This window comes from Pedobacter hiemivivus (assembly GCF_005144565.1).
GTDB classification, from domain to species: Bacteria; Bacteroidota; Bacteroidia; order Sphingobacteriales; family Sphingobacteriaceae; genus Pedobacter; species Pedobacter hiemivivus.
This window is the reverse complement of record NZ_SWDX01000002.1, coordinates 362,816-381,623: the sequence shown is the minus strand read 5'-3', so window position 1 is coordinate 381,623 and position 18,808 is coordinate 362,816. Positions and strand designations below refer to the sequence as shown.

The window sequence follows — 18,808 nt, the reverse complement described above, 5'->3', positions numbered from 1 at the left end:
TTAGGATCGGATAAGGAGTACCATAGGAATATCGTAGGCACCTCGTAGGACTAATAGTCCTATGAAAGCCCTTTGACAACCCTTAAAGGCTCCTTTAAAGGTAAACGCGTGTCCGAAGCCTTACCGAAGGCCTATGCAAGCCTTTAATTAAACAATTCTTTCAAACTTACGGTCTTGTTGTTAATCATCGGCTTAGCATAATAAGCTAGAAACAGGATATAAGCCAATGTGATGTAAACGAACATCAGCGCATAACGCAAGCCTATTGCATCGCCCAACGAACCAATAATTAACGGTACCAACGCCCCGCCAAAAATACCTGAACACAGAATCCCTGAAAAAGAACCATGATGTTGCGCTACCGAGTTTAAAGCTAATGAGAAAATAATAGAGAACATGACAGAGATAAAGAATCCTGCTGTCGGAAAAGCATATAATGCCATATCCTTATCCCCAAATAAAGCCACAGAAACTGTAACCATCGAAATCAGTGTAGCTATTTTAAGAATTAATTTAGAATCCCATAATTTTAATAAAGCCAAACCCAATAAACAACCTAGCGACATTAAGCCCCAGAACCAAGCCACCGCCTGTGCTCCTTCTTGATTAGGATCTACACCATGGTAAGCCCTTAAGAACTCAGACATCCAATTGGCCAATGCCTGCTCTGTTCCCACATAAGCGACTATCCCAACAAAAAACAACAGCACTTCTTTGTTTTTAAGCAAGCCCAGATAAACACCTTTAGCTCCTGATTTCTCATCATCCTTTAATTCTACCACAGGCATTTTGATAAAGGAAAGTAACAATAGAATCAATAAAAAGATAAAGCTAAACAGCCAATACAATGCAGTCCATGATAAATTGTCTTTTACCAAACCTGCTAGCATAGCTATTAACGGATTTTCAATCGGACTGGTAGATAGTGCGGCTAAAAGATAAGAGAATACAAAGGGGCTGATAAAGGAAGCCAATCCGAACACCAATTGTCCCATCACCGAAAAGAAAGCAAAGTTCTCTTCGCCACCTGCAGTACGCATTAGCGGGTTAATAATCACTTGTAGCATTGCCATTCCTATCCCAATGATAAATAGAGAGCCTAGTGCAATGCCATATTGCGGATATAAACCGAAAGCTAAGGCACCAATAAAATTCAAGGAAAAAGCGATCAACATCGATTTCTTCTCCCCAATTCGCTCAATCATCATCCCCGATGGAATAGACATAATTCCATAAGCCAAAAAGAACGAAAAAGGCAAAAAAGCCGCCATCGTAAGGCTCAATTTATAAGTCTGAATGATGATGGGCATCAATGGCCCAAGGATGTTAGTCACAAATGAGATGACGAACCAGATCAATAGGATCACGCCAACCAAAAAATTATTACGCTGCATACAAATTCTTATAAATGGTTAAAATTTTGAAAATACTCTTGCTGCACAACCTAGCAATCCTGCCTGATTACCTAATTTTGCAGCCACAATGTGGGTGTACTGTGAGGTTCCAGGCATCACCCTTTCCATCACTCTTGATTTGATTTCTTCAATATAGAATTTACCAGATTCAGTGATACCACCGCCCAGCACTACTTTTTGCGGACTAAATACATTTATATAACTAGCAATACCTGTAGCCATGTAGTCGAAATGTTTTTGCATAGCCGAGATGGCTTTCTGCTCTTTGGCCAGATAATTCTCTACAATCATTTTTCCGGTGATGCCTTCTGTACCTGTACCATGCAGCAAGGCATAATCATTAATTAAGGCAGTTACGGAAGCATAAGCTTCGAAACAACCTGATGATCCACAAGAACATGCTATTCCAGCATGCTGGATAGTGATGTGTCCCAATTCTGTACCCCTATTTTTATAACCACCATACAACTTACCGTCGATGATCAACCCACCTCCGATTCCTGTGCCAATAGTTAGAAAAACCACATCGGTACAATCGCCGGCAGCCCCATAAACAAGTTCACCCCAGCCCATCATGTTGGCATCATTATCAATCACCACATTTAAACTGGTAGAAGCAGCAATGATTTTACCTAGATCCAGGTTTTCAAATCCGGGAAGATTATCCGCGCCAGCGATCACTATATTCTGGTCTACAATACCAGGGAAACCGATACCTACTCCAATTACTTTTTCGGGAGCATGCTCCACGCACTTACGAATAGCTGCATTGATTAATGCAATGACTTCGCCCTCTGTTAAAATATTATTTAGCGGAAATAAAAAGGAATAGATCACTTCTCCCGTGTTGCTTACCAGTCCACATTTTAAAGATGAACCACCCACATCAATTCCTATAGCATACGATTTTGTCAATTTTTCTCAGGTTTCAATTACAAAATCGAAATTAGTTGTAAAGACCCCGGGAAGATTTCAATATTGTCTTAAATGATTTAGATTTTGTGCTAAAAAAGTTTAATTAACATCGCCATCCTTTTTTGCAAGGTATTCTGTTGGCATACAATCATAATATTGCTTAAAAGCGGTAGAGAAATAAGAAGGCGAATTAAAGCCCGACATATAGGCAACTTGCGCAATGGTATACTGCCGAGACTCCATCAGTTCTACTGCTTTTTTAAAGCGGATACGCTTGATAAAATCTGTTGCAGATTCGCCGGTAATGGCTTTCAATTTTAAATAAAGGTTAGACCTACTCATACCAATCTCGCGACTAAACTTATCTACAGAAAAATCAGATTCAGTAATGTGCGACTCAATTATGGCAATGGCTTCTCTTAAAAAGTCCTCATCAAGCGTATTGAAAGCTATATTTTCTGGAACGATCTCTTTCGAGCTGGAATAATATTCTTTTAGCCTTTTACGCGAACGGCTGATGTTTTGCAGCTTGGCTTCGAGCAGAGCGATAGAAAAAGGTTTGGTAACATAATCATCGGCCCCTACTTCCAATCCTTTAATCTGATGATTGGTTTCGTTTTTAGCGGTCAGCAAGATCACTGGAATATGACAGGTTTGAATATTTTGTTTGATCCGCTTACAAAAGTGTATCCCATCCAACTCAGGCATCATTACATCACAAATGATCAGGTCTACAGGCTCTTCTTCCAACAGTGCTAATGCTTCCTTTCCATCATAAGCAACGCTTACCTGGTAAATATGATCAAAGTAATTTTTAAGATAACCTACTATTTCAGGATTATCATCAATCACCATCAGTTTCTCTTTTTCAAGAGCGGAGCCTTCCGTTTCCAACACCTCAAATTCTTCATTTTCTTCAATCTGGTTACTGACTTCATTTCCGACAGAAAATTCATACGTTGGCGCTTCCACACGTTCATCAGCATCATAAAACTCATCTGCCAATGGTAAAACCACAACAAAAACGCTGCCTTTACCCAACGTACTATCTACAGTTATTGATCCATGATGCAATTCAACCAGGCGCTTGGTGAAAGCCAGACCAACACCTGATCCCAGGTTCATCTCTCTGCCATCTACCTGATAAAATCTATCGAAAACCCTATCCTTATGTTGCACATCAATACCTATTCCAGTATCACTCACCTTAATGACTGCATTACCATTCTTACTGGCAAATTCAACATTTATTGAGCCTCCTTCTGGAGTATATTTAAATGCGTTAGAAAGCAGGTTAAACATAATCTTTTCTACAGCATCCTTATCGAAATAGAAAGGCAACCTCGCCTCTGTAGATCGGAAAGTATAATTGACTTTGTTCTTTTCAGATAAAGTGGTAAACGAACCATAAACATCATGGATAAAACTAACCATATCCCCTTTACTTACCTTCAGTTTTTTAGTCCCTAACTCCGCTTTCTTAAAATCAAAAAGTTGTTCAACCAGGTGATACAAACGCTTTGCATTGTGCATCATCAACTCATGATGTTTCCTTAACGGTTTATCAGTAACTGGCTTGCTCAAAATTTCTTCTAATGGGGCAAGAATCAAGGTTAAAGGCGTACGGAACTCATGAGAAACATTAGTAAAAAACTCCATTTTCATCTTGTTGATGTAATCGACCTTTTCATGTTCCACACGCTCCAGCTTTAGTTGGTGCTGTGCTCTTATCCGTTCAGAAACCACACGATATACCATGTATCCAGCAGCAGCAAGCAATATGGTCATTAGCAGGTAAAACCAACCGCTGTTCCACCAAGGTGGTGAAATCACGATATCCAGACTTTTCTCTGCGCTACTTTCGCCCAGAGGACCAATAGCCCTTACCTTAAATACATATTTGCCGGGCTGCACATTGGTATAACTAGCCTTAGACACGCCTTCGGCCATCTGCCAATCCACATCAAAACCTTCTAGCTTATATTCGTATTTTGTTTTATTAGGTGAGATGTAATTAAAAGCATTAAAAAAGATCGTAAACTGCTTAAACTCATGCTTAAAAGTCAACCTTTTTGCCTGATCGATGTGTTGATCCAGGATATCTGAACCATCATTAGGCACAACTGTTTTATTAAATACCTCGATACCAGTGAAGTTTACCTTTAACTTCATTGGCTCTTGCTTTAAGGCTTTTGGATAGAAATAGGAAATCCCATTTATCCCCCCAAAAAGCATCATCCCATCGGCTGCCTTACAAAAAGCATAGAGATTAAACTGGTTGTTCTGCAAACCGTCCTTATTGTCAAAAATCTGTATTTTACGGGTATCCGGATTAAACTTAACCAAACCTTTATTGGTCGAAATCCATAAAAAACCCTCATCATCAGGTACTATGCCATAGATCGTTCCTTTAAGGAAATCCTTACGCGTATTAAAACTGACAAATGATCGCTTACTTTCATCAAATAGGTTTAATCCATCGCGAGTACCTATCCATATCCGCTTTTTATTGTCCTCAGCGATACAACTTACTACATCATTGCTGAGTAAAGTACCCGGAAAAGCATCAAACAATTGATTATCCGGATAAAACATATTTACACCATTTGTTGTACCTATCCAGATTCTCTTTTTAGAATCCTCAAGCAAATAGGTTACTTCATCAGAAGTTAACCGCTTCCCAGCCTTATCAATGTAAACATGTTTAAAAGACTGGTCGGCAAGATTAAACTCATCAAAGCCGGTACGTGTACCCACCCATATTCGATTCTTATGGTCTTTTAACAACGCATAAACCATGTTTCCCGCAATACTTTTTGGATCTGTAGACGAATGTTTGTACACCCTACTTTTTCCAGTAGCGGGATCAAAGTAATTCAATCCTTCATTGTGCGTACCGACCAGCAATTTACCGCTCTGATCAAAAATGATAGCTTTGATGTTATTAGAACTTATTGCGCCCTGACCAGATTCTTTGTAGGTATAATATTTAATTGTATTGGCCTCTCTGTTCCAATAATTTAAGCCTTTATCGTTGGTACCGATCCAGAAATCACCTTTACTATCCTGCTTAATTACATTTACGACCTGATCGTTTAAAGACAGCGTTCCCGTATTCTGATTTAAGATATTAAACTTAATGTCATTATGATGGTAATAGTTTATCCCACCATAAAAAGTACCCAACCACATTCCATCCTGCTTATCGCGATATACGCAACGTACAGAGTTCTGATTAATGGTATAAGGTATAGAAACATGGTGATAATAATTTTGAATAGTACCGTCCTTAGCATCTAGGATGGAAAGTCCTCTAAAGGTACCCAGCCAAATGTTGCCCTGTGCGTCCTTATTGATGCCACGAACGTCATTATCAGCAAGTCCCGTAGAATTGCTGGTATTGTGCCTATAATTACTCAATGCACCTGTAGTCGTGCTGTATTTAATTAAGCCATGACCTTCGGTACCAACCAATAACGATTGCCCGTCGATAAAAACCTCATTGATTCTAGGCTTATCTACACCCAGATTTATAGCTGTCAGTTTCTTGGTAGCCCCATTCAGCTTAAACAAGCCAACATCAGTTCCCACCAACAAGGTGTTTTTTAACAAGGCCAGGCGCGTTATAGACCTAATATCATAAGCAGAGGCATCAAAATTGATCTGCTTAAACTGAGCGGTTTCTTGATCCAGATAAAAGATCTCTCCTGCACTTGAGCTGGCCCAGATCAACTTCCCTGCATCTTGTATAATTGATGAAATGTACCATTCGCCAGATTTGCGTGGTAATTTATAATTCTCAAAACTATTAGTTGCATAGTCGTAACGACTCACACCTTGGTTACCACCCACCCATAACTGGCCTTTATGGTCCAGGTAAATGCTGCGGATATAGTTGGATTGCAGACTGGTTTTGTCGGTTTTAGAAGACCTGTATACCGTAAAGCTTTCTCCATCATATCGATTAAGTCCATCCTGAGTGGCCATCCACATAAAACCAAGGGTATCCTGTACAATAGAAAACACTGTACTTTGAGACAAGCCTTTATCAACAGAAACACCTCTAAAATAACGTTTTACAGGTTGTTCAGCAATATCTTGTGCGTGTATGATCTGGACTGATAACACCAACCACACCAATAGACAAAAAGATATTGCTTTCCTCATAGCACCGACACAAAATTACTTACGCTTAAATCCAGCATCAAAATTAACTACATCTGGCCAACTATCCACAACTTCTTGCCTATTTAATGTATTATTTTTGAATTCAATTAACATAGAGCTACCTTTTAGACTGTGCTCATAGACTTTTCCGTTTATTTTAACTGGCATAACACCATAACTAAAGGCAGCATTTTCAGCAGCTGATTTTACAACCAACGAGGCTGAATTAGCCGCATTTAGCTCAGCCATAATATCCCAGCCGCCTACTTTTAGGTTGTAAAGTCCATTTACCTCATTCACTACTTTAATCACCTCTACAGTTTTGTTTTTTAACTGAATGATGGTTAAAAAACGATTTGCCTGCACAGGATTAACGGTACTTATACCTGCATGCCATTGATTTTTGAACTCGATGATATTTCCTTCATCATCGGTCTTACCTTTCCAGTTTTTTGCAGGGTAATTGTATTTGTCATGTATGACCATTTGCAAAGGAGTGTGTCCGTAAATAGCCGCGCTTACACTACCAAATCCTATTTTCACATCAAATTGCTGTTGTAGGGCATTTGCAGTACTTTTTCCATTCATTACAAATGGGCTGTGTAGCTGGGTAGTCCATTTTACAGGTTTGTCAGCTTCCAATTCATCATATAACACCACATAATTGCTATCCAATTGTAGCATGTGTCTTCGGTACAATTTCACACCAGAATTGCCATAACCACTACTTTGATCAGCTTTAATTCCGATTTCTTTAAAGCGGCCCAACCAAAAATCGGTATTCACCTCGCCATAGGCATTGGAGGCGTCGCCCAAAGCGTATTGAATATGCTCCCCCGTCATAAAGCGTGGCATCCATCCGTAGCCATCCTCACCTATCCTTTGGCCAAGGCTATCTGCTAAAATCGTATTGTATCCTCTCGATGAGCGATAATCCAAAAGGTTATGCGCATCACTAAAATTGCTGTAAAATCCAGTACCACCAAATACCTTTTTACCTTTATAATTGATCGTAAATGCATTTTGAGCAGCATGACCATGACCCGCAGCACCAAAAGGATTGGCCATTAAATAACTCGCCAGTTCGTTATCTGCATGCGTCAAGTCGGAATGCATAGCTGCTAAACCAATATCCCTAAATTCCCTACCTTTTGGCAAAGCCGAAGGCAAAGCTGTTTTTCTTAACACTTTTGGATTGAAATTCAACAATCTAAACAACTGAAAATCATCATTCCCTTTAAAATATTCAGGTTTACTTTTCTTTATTTCTGAAACATACCAGTTTAGGTATGGATTGTTCATTTTCATCGAAAGTGCATCAGCAAATATGGCTTGCATCTTCACCATCCCCTTTAAATTCTCGTGCATATCACCCACCGCGGTAGATGTTGAATTTGGCGGGTAGCTATACAACAGATAATATGGAAGATTCTGCATCCAGGGCTGTTTAAAATAATCTACCCCAGAAATATTACCAAATAGCTCTGGCAAATAGATCAATGTTTCATAATGCACCCTAAAATAACCATTACCTTCGTGCCAGCCTCCATCGTTAGTTCCCAATACCGGGAAACGTGCAGTCCATACTTCATACACATAAGTCAGCCATTCATTGGCTTCAGGCAAATCACCTGCTACAGCAACCGCTGCAATAGAGAAATTGCGCAAAATATGTTGCCAAACATGGTTATCACACATTTGAAGTTCAAAGCGGTTGGGCAAACCTTCATAGATCCTTTGCCCACGTATGCCGATCGTCTTTTTCAATACAGCTTTTTCTTCTGCAGTCAGTAACTTATATCCAGCATCATACAGCCAGGCCAAACCTTCAAGAATATTTCCATTGTTAAAATCATCGCGGGTAGCCAAGCTCTCCGGATTCATCTTAGCCACATGAACGGCTCTTTTTATCGCTTCTTTGATAAAACGTTCATCTTTGCTTAACTGATAAGCAATACATAAGTTTCTGATGGGTGTAGCAACCTTTTCGCCAAAGCCATGGTACATAAACTCTACCATCTGCTTGCGTTGCAGGGCAGTCATCCCTGTGGTATCGCGTGGACGTGTTGGTTTTTCTTCAGGCAAAGGCTGCCCTAGTAATTTCGTTGAAGCAGCTATAAAAAGCTTCGCTTCGGGGTTTTGCTGATTGTTGGTATAAAAAGCATCAGCATCTTTGTTCATGCCCCATAAGCGAGGATGAGCAGCCTTACTCTTTTCCAACACTGTTGATACAGCAGGTGAAACAGCCAAGTTTTTTGCCTTCTTTTTAACTACAAAATCATATACGGGCGACCAGTTCCATTTCCCTCCAGCTTGCTCCACTGCGGCATATTTCCAATACCATCTACCTGGTTTTAGGCTTCGATGTAATGGGTATACCGCCCAACGTTGTTCGGCACCTGCAATCACATCCTTTTTAAACAGACTATCTGTTGCCAATAGCACTTTGTATTTTACAGTTTTACCTTTTATCCCAGGCCAAAGCAAATATGGACTGTCATTGGGGACTTCAACACGGTTTACAGGATATGCCCATTCGCGGGTACGTGGGTGAAGCATCCCAGTATCCAGCTGTTTAATAACCTGCTGTTGATTGGTTTGGTTAACCGGCGAAAAAAGCAAGGCCGATTGAAGGATGAGTGCTAAGCTTGTAGCCATGTTTTATTTTTTTAGCGCATAAAATGAATCTTGATGTGTTTTGCACCAATTATTAAGATAGCTACGCATTTGGTTCAGTTTCTTCTTATGGGTAGATTTTACGGATAGATTATTTGTCTCACCTGGATCGCTTTCAAGGTCAAACAATTGCTCTCTAATCTCTCCTTTATCGTAAACGATATATTTAAAATCTTTGGTAATCACCGCTCTACCTTTAATACCTAATAATATTTCATTATCAGCAAAGTCTGTTTCTATAACTAGCGTATCACGCAGTTTAACTGCATGGTTTTCAATACGTTTACTTAAATCAAGCCCTTTTAAATAAGCTGGAGCTTCGACACCTGTAAAGCCACAAATTGTAGGGATAATATCAATGCCATTGCAAACCAACTGATCGTCGGTTTTTGCTTTCCATTGTCCAATCTTAGAGATCATAAATGGTATTTTAGCTGATTCTTCATAAAGAACCTGTTTTTGGTTCCATTCATGTGCAGCATAACCGTCGCCATGATCACTGGTAAAAATGATGATGGTATTGTCTTCGATACCATATTTCTTCAATGAGCCTAAAACCATAGCCACGTAATTATCTACCTTCTCTACCAATCGGTTATAAGCCCAACGGTATTTACGCCATTGCGTTTCGTCCCATCCAACAGATGGATAGGTACGCGGACTTACTTTTTGTTGTTCTCTGATGATAGCTGGCTCATTTGGATTGATGCGCCAGTTGGCCGGTAATTTAGGACAAAATGCAGTATCAGGTGCTGTACCTAATACATCCATTTTCAATTCGTCGCCCCTAGCCCACTCACAAATATCATGTGGATTAAGGAAAGAAGCTACCAACAAAAATGGATTAGCCTTATTTTTTTTAATAAAAGCAGCACAACGTGATGGTGTAACCGCGTCGGTATAATCCCCGGCACCAGTATTTTCGATGGTTTCAAAACCATGCTGTTCTACCTTGGTAACAGGAACAGGCAGGTGCCATTTGCCGACATAGCCGGTTTTATAGCCTCCTGCCTTTAGTATTTTACCCATCATCAGTACAGAATCCGGCCATTGTCCGTCTTTTTCAGGAGCATTTCCTGTAAAGCCGCTTTCATGGGGCATTTTTCCACTAAAGATCGATGATCTGGAAGGCGTACAAAGTGGTTGAGCACAATAAGCACGGGTAAAACGAGTTCCATTTGCCGCCAGGACATCCATGGCAGGTGTATGTAGATCTTTATTACCCGCATTACTCATTGCATCAGCAGTTTGCTGATCCGTCATGATAATGATGATATTAGGCTTTGAAGCATTTGCCTTTTGGGCTTGTGCCTTAGCATTTCCAAATCCTGCCAGTAAAACGGCAGCCATCAATAGTCCTTTGACTTTGTACATCTTCATCCTTATTTTAAATAATCGTAAGCAGAATCCAATTTGAAACGCTTTTGCATTTCCTTACTTGGTTTCGGTTTTTTATCAACTTCGCTAAAGTAATCAGCCGTATCCCAAACCTTTGTATCACCACCAGTTTCTCTTGGATCCTGTGTTTTCACCAGGTAATCACGCATTTGAACGGCCAATTTTTGTTTAATTTTCGCATATGCGGGATCTGCCGCCAGGTTATGTAATTGATCAGGATCTTTGTTGATATCAAATAACTCTTCAGCAGGCCTTTTGCCCATTGCCAATTCAAAAAATGGTTTAACTTTTGGGGCATTTCTATTTTCGATCAGATAGTACTTAGTTGCACCAGGCCAGTTGAACATATATGGATCTATATCCCCATAAAACGGTGGGTCACCCGCTGGCCATCTGTTTGACTCATAATTCTTAATATATAAAAATTCTTTAGTACGTATTGCCCTACCCGGATAACCTAAACCATGCTGTCTAACAAAAGCATGACGCTCACGACCAAGCACCACATACTCTCTTTGTAAATCATCTTTTCCATCCTTTTCAACTATTGGCAACAGACTTTTCCCTGTCATTTCAGCAGGGATTTTAGTTCCGCCCAAAGCTAAAAATGTCGGAGCCAAATCGTTTAGCGTTACCATATTATCAACTACTACATCCTGCTTAAATTTACCTGGCCAAGATATAATAAGTGGTACATGTGTACCAAAATCGTATAAATTAGCTAAGCCACGAGGCATTTGCCAACCGTTATCACTGCAAATCACAATAACGGTGTTTTCCAATTGGCCAGTTGCTTTCAGTTCCTTTAGGGTCTCACCAATTTCTTTGTCAAATGTTTCTATTGCTGCATAATAATCAGCGATATCTTTTCTGATATCGATGTGGTCAGGTAAATATCCAGGTACTTTTACTTTGGCAGGGTCTATTCCAGCTTTTTCTCCAGAACCTTCTACATAAGGTCTATGTGGATGCAAACTACTTAGCCAATAACTCCAAGGTCCTTCTGGTTTATTCTTTAAGAATTCCGAGAAACTAGAAAACTTGTTTCCTCCAGGATTTCTAAGACGTTTATTTGCTTCAAAACTACCTGGTCCCCATCCTTTTCCCTGGTAACCAACAGCATAACCTGATTCTTCTAATATGTCAGGATAAACTTTGTATTGAACAGGCAATACGCCCCATAAATTAGCACCTTCTTTTAAACGCCAGATATCTTGTCCAGCTAACATGCCTGCCCTTGCAGGTGTACAAGAAGGAGAACTGCAAAAAGCATTGGTAAAACGAACCCCTTGTTTGGCAATTAAATCCATATTAGGCGTACGTACAGTTTTGTCTCCATAACTACCTACGTGATTCCATGACTGGTTATCAGACATGATCATTAGAATATTTGGACGTTCTTGCTTCTTTTCAGGAGCACAGGAAGCCCAGATGAGCACCATCAATAGTGCAGCGGGGATGTATTTAAAATTGTTAAATTTCATCTTCGTGATTTATTTAGAGTTAGTTTCAGTTGGATCTGTGTCTTTAAATTGAATCTGTAGTTTTTTAAGTTGTTCTTTTAACTCTTTTACTACCGGTTCGTAAGCTTTATTGCCATACAAATTCTTCATTTCCTTTGGATCCTTTTGCATATCATAAAGCTCCCACTCATCCACATCATTGTAAAAATGGATTAGCTTATAGCGCTCAGTCCTGATGCCATAATGCCTTTTCACTGCATGCCAACTAGGATATTCATAGTAATGATAATATACTGCTTTACGCCAGTTTTCAGGTGCTTTACCTGCATTATCCAATAAAGGACGCAAGGACACACCTTGCATATCATCAGGAATTTTAACACCTGAATAATCCAATAAGGTTGGTGCAAAATCAAGATTCATGGCAAAAGCATTGCTTACCGAACCTGCCTTAATAGACGCTGGATATCTTACCAATAATGGTGTCCTGAATGATTCATCGTACATAAAACGCTTGTCGAAATATCCATGCTCACCTAAAAAGAAACCTTGATCTGAAGTATAAACAATAATGGTATTGTCCAACTCTCCTATTTTTTTAAGGTAATCCATTAATCTACCTACGTTTTCATCTACAGAAACCACGCAAGCCAAATAATCACGCATATATTGTTGGTATTTCCAACGTACCAAATCAGCCCCCTTAGGGTTTAACTTTTTAAACTCAGCAACACGTTTGTCGTATACTTTTTTCCATTGTACTTTCTCAGCATCCGTCATGCGGTTATACACTTCGAAAAAGCGAGCTTTATCTAATGATGGATCATTGGCTTGTTTATAATCATCACCCTTAGCATCTTTAAACTTTTCGTTCGGCAACTTAGCCATAGAATCTAACTGTGCTGTTGAAAGCATTTTAAGATCCCAGGCAGGCCACATATCTGTTGAGATGTTCATCAGTTGCTCTTTAGCAGCCCGGCCTCTGTTATTAAAATCATCTAACAGATTATCCGGTTCTGGGAAAACCGTATTGTCAAACATCCCCAAATGCCTTGGTGCAGGCAGCCAGTTACGGTGCGGTGCTTTATGCTGATAAATCATCATAAAAGGCTTGTCATGATCTCTTTTCTCCAGAAAACCAATGGCCTTATCTGTAATTACATCAGTTACATAGCCTTGTTCTTTGACTTTTTTACCATTTTCCAAAAATTCAGGTTGATAATACTGCCCCTGATTAGGTAAGATACTGTAATAATCGAAGCCCATTGGAGTTGAGCCCAGGTGCCATTTACCGATCATTGCAGTTTGGTAACCTGCCTGTTTTAACAATTGAGGATAGATCACCTGTGTACTATCGAATACTTTAGAATTATCATTCAAGCCGTTAAGGTGACTGTATTTACCGGTCAGGATGGTAGCTCTTGAAGGACCACAAACTGCATTGGTTACAAAACAATTGTTAAACAAAATGCCTTCGTTGGCAATTCTGTCCAGGTTAGGCGTTTTAACAAGTTTACTACCGTAAGCACTCATGGCTTGAATGGTGTGGTCATCTGTCATGATAAACACAATATTCGGTCTTTTAGTAGTTTCGACTTTTTGAGGATGCTGGCAGGAGCTTAAGCCCATTCCTGCAACCAAAGCCGATAATATGAATTTTAAATTACCCATTATTAGTATTTGGTTTTTTCGATAAAAACGAAAGTATAGGAGTCTACCAAGAACTAATTTAGGTATTGTTTAAAATACTATCAATTTTGGTTAAAGCAGTAATTATTTTACAAAACGGGACGCTTAGCCGTTAAAAATCTCCATGCATTCATCAATTTCGAAATGAATATATCCGATTCCTAAAGCCGCTGTTTTTTTTGCTCCCTACCTTCATAAAATCATTAATATCTAAAATTAATAGCTCCAAAAGCATAAAAAACAAAACATAATTATGAAAACATTAGTAGGTGCATTTATTGCTTCTATCGCTTTGATGGGATCAACAAATAGTAAGGCAGTCACGAAGGACAACGGAGATGATTGGTTAAAGAAATCGACAAAGACTGCGGTATATCAGTTGACAAAAGCAGCGCAAACTTTTACACCAGGAATGAATCCAAGATCTATCAACCCTGATGGAACGGTAAGGTTAGCTCCTGTGCGCGATTGGACAACAGGATTTTTCCCAGGTACATTATGGTACGGATATGAGTTATCGGGTGATAAAAATTTAGCAGACCAAGCTAAAAGATTCACGCTTGGATTAGACTCGTTACAATACATTAAGGATACCCATGATGTAGGTTTTATGTTGTATTGCTCTTATGGCAATGGTTACAGATTAACAGGTGATCAAGTTTATCGTAAGCCCTTAGAAAATGGTGCTACTAATTTATATTCACGTTTCAACAAAAAAGTAGGTGCTATTCGTTCATGGGATTTTGGTCACTGGCAGTTCCCGGTAATTATCGACAACATGATGAACCTGGAGTATTTATACTGGGCAGGAAACGAATTCAAGAAACCAGAATGGTTTGCAGCTGCGAAAACACATGCCGTAACAACGATGAAAAACCATTTCAGAAAAGATTACAGCTCATACCACGTAATTAGCTACGATACTTTATCTGGAAAAGTATTACAAAGAGAAACCCACCAAGGTTTAACACACGAGTCGGCATGGGCTAGAGGACAAGCATGGGCAGTATATGGCTATGCCATGAGCTTTAGAGATACGAAAGACAAAAAATTCTTAGAACAAGCTGAAAAAGTTGCCGCGTTTATCATGAATCACCCAAAAATGCCTAAGGATAAAATTCCACTTTGGGATTTTGATGTGCATAACGCTGACCGTTCTCCAAGAGACGCTTCTGCCGCTGCTGTAATCGCTTCGGCATTGTTAGATTTAAGTACACAAGTAAAAGACGGCGATAAATATTTTAAATTTGCTGAAGATATTTTAAAAACGTTATCATCAGATGAGTATTTAGCTAAGCCAGGAGAAAATCAGTTTTTTATCCTGAAACACAGCGTTGGTGCACTCCTTTACAATTCGGAAATCGATACACCTTTAAACTATGCTGATTATTACTTCATGGAAGCTTTAAAAAGATACGCAGAGATTAAAAAAATTGATTTGAAAACAATCGCGAAAGCTTAATTTAAAAACCAAATAACGATGAACGTAAAAAAGATCATCCTCTTGCTTGCCCTTGCGCCTACCCTATTATTTGCCAAGCCGCAAGGTACGCCGGTGACTAAAGACAGCTTCAGTAATCTGAACCTGAATTACCCCGGTCTGGAAGAGGTAAACAAACTCGTTGCAGCTAAGGATTATGAAAATGCAGCCAAAGCCTTATTAAAATATTATAGAAAAAGGGATAACATTAAGCATCCTGATTATAATATGGAAGATAAAGCCCGCTTTGCTGGAAAAAAACTTCCTGCAGGGGTACTTGAAAAAGCAGATAAAGGTTTGCTGCACCAATTCTATGTTCATCCAGGATACGGATTTATTGATTATGGTCAGGATATCAACTGGCAACATTGGCCAATTAAGGACAATGAGATCCGTTGGCAATTACACCGCACATATTGGTGGCAACCAATGGGATTGGCTTACTGGTCAACCGGTGATGAGAAATATGCTAAAGAATGGGTTTTCCAGTTCCGCGACTGGGTAAAAAAGAACCCAAAAGGCTTGTCTAAAGAGAATGATCGTTTTGCATGGCGTCCCTTAGAGGTTTCTACAAGGATTCAGGATCAACCAGGTATGTTCAACATGTTTGTGAGCTCTCCTAATTTTACTCCTGATTTCTTGCTTGAATTCCTTAATACTTACAACCAACAAGCAAATCATATCCTTAACAATTACTCTAAGCAAGGAAATCACCTGTTGTTTGAAGCGCAAAGGATCATTTATGCAGGTTGTTTCTTCCCTGAGTTGAAAGCTGCTGATACCTGGAGAAAAAGTGGTGTCGAAATCTTAAATGCAGAGATCAAGAAACAAATCTATCCAGATGGATTGCAATTTGAGCTTTCTCCAAATTATCACGTAGCTGCGATCAATATCTTTTTGAAAGCATTGCGCATGACTCAACTGACAGGAATGTCTAACGAGTTTCCGGAAAGCTACAAGAAAACAATTGAAGAAATGATCATCGCTTTAACTAATTTCTCTTTCCCTGATTATTCTTACCCAATGTTTGGTGATGCCAAATTAACTGGTAAGAGTGAAATGCAAAAGGAATACAAAGACTGGTTGCAGGTATTCCCACACAACCAGGTAATTAAGTATTTCGCCACAGATGGAAAACAAGGTACTGCACCTGCATATTTATCAAATGCGTTAAAAACCGGTGGTTTCTATACTTTTAGAAACGGTTGGAAAAATGATGCTACGGTAATGGTGTTAAGAGCCAGCCCACCAGCATTCTTCCACAGTCAGCCAGACAATGGCACGTTTGATCTTTGGGTAAAAGGTCGCAATTTCATGCCAGATGCAGGTGCTTATGTTTACAGCGGAAGTGCTGAAATTCAGAAATTGAGAGATGCTTACCGTCAGACTAAAGTACACAAAACCTTAACGCTTGACAATATCAATATGGATAGTTGCAATGCGAAATTGCTGACCTGGAAAACCAGTCCTGCCGTAGACTTATTGGTATATAATAACCAGAGTTACAAGGAACTGAACCACCGCCGTAGTGTATTGTTCATCGATAAAAAGTATTTTGTGATTATTGATGAGGCTATTGGTGATGCAAAAGGTAATGTAGGTATCCACTTCCAGCTTGCTGAAGAAAGTGGTACTACTTTTAATAAGTCAAACAACAGTGTACAAACTGGTTATAATGATGGTAACAACCTGTTGATCCAAACCCTAAATAAAGGTGCTGTATTAACAGAAGAAGAAGGTAAAGTATCTTATAAATACCGTAAAGAAGTTGCACGCCCTGCTTTTGCATTTGAAAAAGCTAAGAACGACAACAAAACTGTAAGTTTTACAACTGTACTTTATCCTTTTGAAGGAAGCAAAGCTCCAGAAATTAGTGTAAAAGAAGGTTCAAAACATAACCTTGCTAAGGGGATTGTTGATTTAACATTAACTATTAATGGTAAAAAAACTCAGGTTACTGAGCAATTAACAGGTAATTAGCATTACATTTTTCTTAAACGAAGGTATGTAAAACAGTCGTCATCCTGAATTTATTTCAGGACCTCGTTTAGGCAGGTTTTAAATGGTAAGTGCGTGGTCCTGAAATAAATTCAGGATGACGGCGAGCCTAAAACAAAATAGCCCAACTGAGTTCAGTTGGGCCATTTTGTTTAATATCATTGCGCAATAAATTTAGGATGAATTAGGTTCTCAATGGAATAAATTTCATCCCATTTGGCCTGAGTAATCAGCTTTCTCTCGGTTACAACTATCTCATGAATCGACTTCCCAGTTTTTAGTGCTTCTTTGGCAATAGAAGAACATTCTTCATAACCCAAAATTGGATTCAGCTGCGTTACAATTCCTATACTTTGCATCACCATATTTTTGCAATGCTCTACATTGGCTGTGATACCAACAACGCATTTTTTTCTAAGGGCATTACAAGCTTTAGTTAGGTATTGTAATGAGGTAAACAATGCCATACCAATTACGGGTTCCATCACATTAAGCTGCAACTGTCCCGCTTCCGCTGCCATAGTTACGGTAAGGTCTGCACCAATCACATAAAAACAGGTCTGGTTCATCAGTTCTGGTATTACAGGGTTCACTTTGCCTGGCATAATAGATGAACCTGGCTGCATAGCAGGAAGGTTGATTTCGTTGAGACCGCAGCGTGGACCGCTACTCAATAGCCTCAAATCATTACAAATCTTACTCAATTTAATGGCATTACGTTTTAAGGTTCCACTCAATTGTACGTAAGCACCTGTATCATAAGTTGCTTCAATCAAGTCGGCAGAAAGAATTACCGGTACTTTGCTAATCTCTGCAAGATATTTCACGCAAAGTTCCGAATAACCTTCTGGAGCGTTAACTCCAGTACCGATCGCCGTTGCGCCCATATTTACTTCGGTGATGAGTAAAGCGGACTCTCTGATGCGCATTACATCTTCTCCTAAAGTAGTCGCAAAAGCATTAAACTCCTGTCCCAGCGTCATAGGTACAGCATCCTGAAGCTGGGTTCTTCCCATTTTCAAAACATCCTCAAACTCTTTTCCTTTATCAAAAAATGCTTTTTGCAATTTTTCAACGGCAACTGAAAAAGCAGCGATTTTAAGGTAAACAGCAATTCTAAATGCAGTGGGGTAAGCATCATTAGTACTTTGGGAAAGGTTTACATCATTATTTGGGTGCAAATGAATGTATTCGCCCTTTTTATAGCCCATATATTCCAATCCCAGGTTGGCAATTACCTCGTTTGCATTCATATTGGTTGATGTTCCGGCACCACCCTGTATCAGATCGCTGATGAACTGATCTGTAAACTCTCCAGCAATCAATCTATCACAAGCATAAGCAATCGCTTCGGCCTTTTTTGCATCCAAAATACCCAGATCTCTGTTGGCTAATGCCGCAGCTTTTTTAACATGACCAAAGGCCTTTATCAAAAGAGGCTCACTACCGATTGGGATGCCCGTAATGTCGAAATTTTCCTTAGCCCGCATCGTCTGAACGCCATAATAACAGTCATTGCTAATTTCTTTTTCCCCTAAAAAATCGTGTTCAATTCGAAAAGATGCCATAATAATTTAATTTAACCCTTGACCTATAAAACCCTTTTA

10 protein-coding genes are annotated in these 18,808 nt (G+C 39.4%); 2 read left to right on the top strand and 8 right to left on the bottom strand.

Annotated features, from left to right (window positions below; all coding sequences use genetic code 11):
- Positions 1-143: 143 nt before the first annotated feature.
- The 7 genes from FBD94_RS05270 to FBD94_RS05240 form a co-directional block, all read right to left on the bottom strand.
- Complete coding sequence (locus FBD94_RS05270; RefSeq protein WP_136879387.1) at positions 144-1,394, bottom strand: MFS transporter; 1,251 nt, start codon at positions 1,392-1,394, stop codon at positions 144-146.
- An 18-nt stretch (positions 1,395-1,412) separates the two neighbouring features.
- Complete coding sequence (locus tag FBD94_RS05265; RefSeq protein ID WP_136879386.1) at positions 1,413-2,330, bottom strand: ROK family protein; 918 nt, start codon at positions 2,328-2,330, stop codon at positions 1,413-1,415.
- A 99-nt stretch (positions 2,331-2,429) separates the two neighbouring features.
- Positions 2,430-6,497, bottom strand: a complete 4,068-nt coding sequence (locus FBD94_RS05260; RefSeq protein ID WP_136879385.1) for a hybrid sensor histidine kinase/response regulator transcription factor — start codon at positions 6,495-6,497, stop codon at positions 2,430-2,432.
- Positions 6,498-6,512: 15 nt separating this feature from the next.
- A complete protein-coding gene (locus FBD94_RS05255) occupies positions 6,513-9,155 on the bottom strand; it encodes a DUF4962 domain-containing protein (protein ID WP_136879384.1) in 2,643 nt (880 codons plus the stop codon).
- A gap of 3 nt (positions 9,156-9,158) precedes the next feature.
- Positions 9,159-10,547 carry a sulfatase family protein gene (locus FBD94_RS05250; RefSeq protein WP_235884376.1) on the bottom strand — a complete coding sequence of 463 codons (1,389 nt, stop codon included), beginning with the start codon at positions 10,545-10,547 and terminating at the stop codon, positions 9,159-9,161.
- Positions 10,548-10,555: 8 nt separating this feature from the next.
- Positions 10,556-12,055 carry a sulfatase-like hydrolase/transferase gene (locus FBD94_RS05245; protein WP_136879382.1) on the bottom strand — a complete coding sequence of 500 codons (1,500 nt, stop codon included), beginning with the start codon at positions 12,053-12,055 and terminating at the stop codon, positions 10,556-10,558.
- 9 nt (positions 12,056-12,064) lie between these two features.
- On the bottom strand, positions 12,065-13,705 hold the full coding sequence (locus FBD94_RS05240; protein WP_136879381.1) for a sulfatase family protein: 1,641 nt from the start codon (positions 13,703-13,705) through the stop codon (positions 12,065-12,067).
- Between the two features lie 271 nt (positions 13,706-13,976).
- On the opposite strand from FBD94_RS05240, the gene FBD94_RS05235 reads away from it, so the two are divergent.
- On the top strand, positions 13,977-15,185 hold the full coding sequence (locus FBD94_RS05235; protein ID WP_136879380.1) for a glycoside hydrolase family 88 protein: 1,209 nt from the start codon (positions 13,977-13,979) through the stop codon (positions 15,183-15,185).
- A gap of 18 nt (positions 15,186-15,203) precedes the next feature.
- Positions 15,204-17,183, top strand: coding sequence for a heparin-sulfate lyase HepC (gene hepC, locus FBD94_RS05230; RefSeq protein WP_136879379.1), 1,980 nt, complete (start codon positions 15,204-15,206; stop codon positions 17,181-17,183).
- Between the two features lie 176 nt (positions 17,184-17,359).
- Here the strand turns inward: hepC and aspA are convergent, their stop codons facing one another.
- On the bottom strand, positions 17,360-18,769 hold the full coding sequence (gene aspA, locus FBD94_RS05225) for an aspartate ammonia-lyase (RefSeq protein WP_131606568.1): 1,410 nt from the start codon (positions 18,767-18,769) through the stop codon (positions 17,360-17,362).
- Positions 18,770-18,808: the final 39 nt, after the last annotated feature.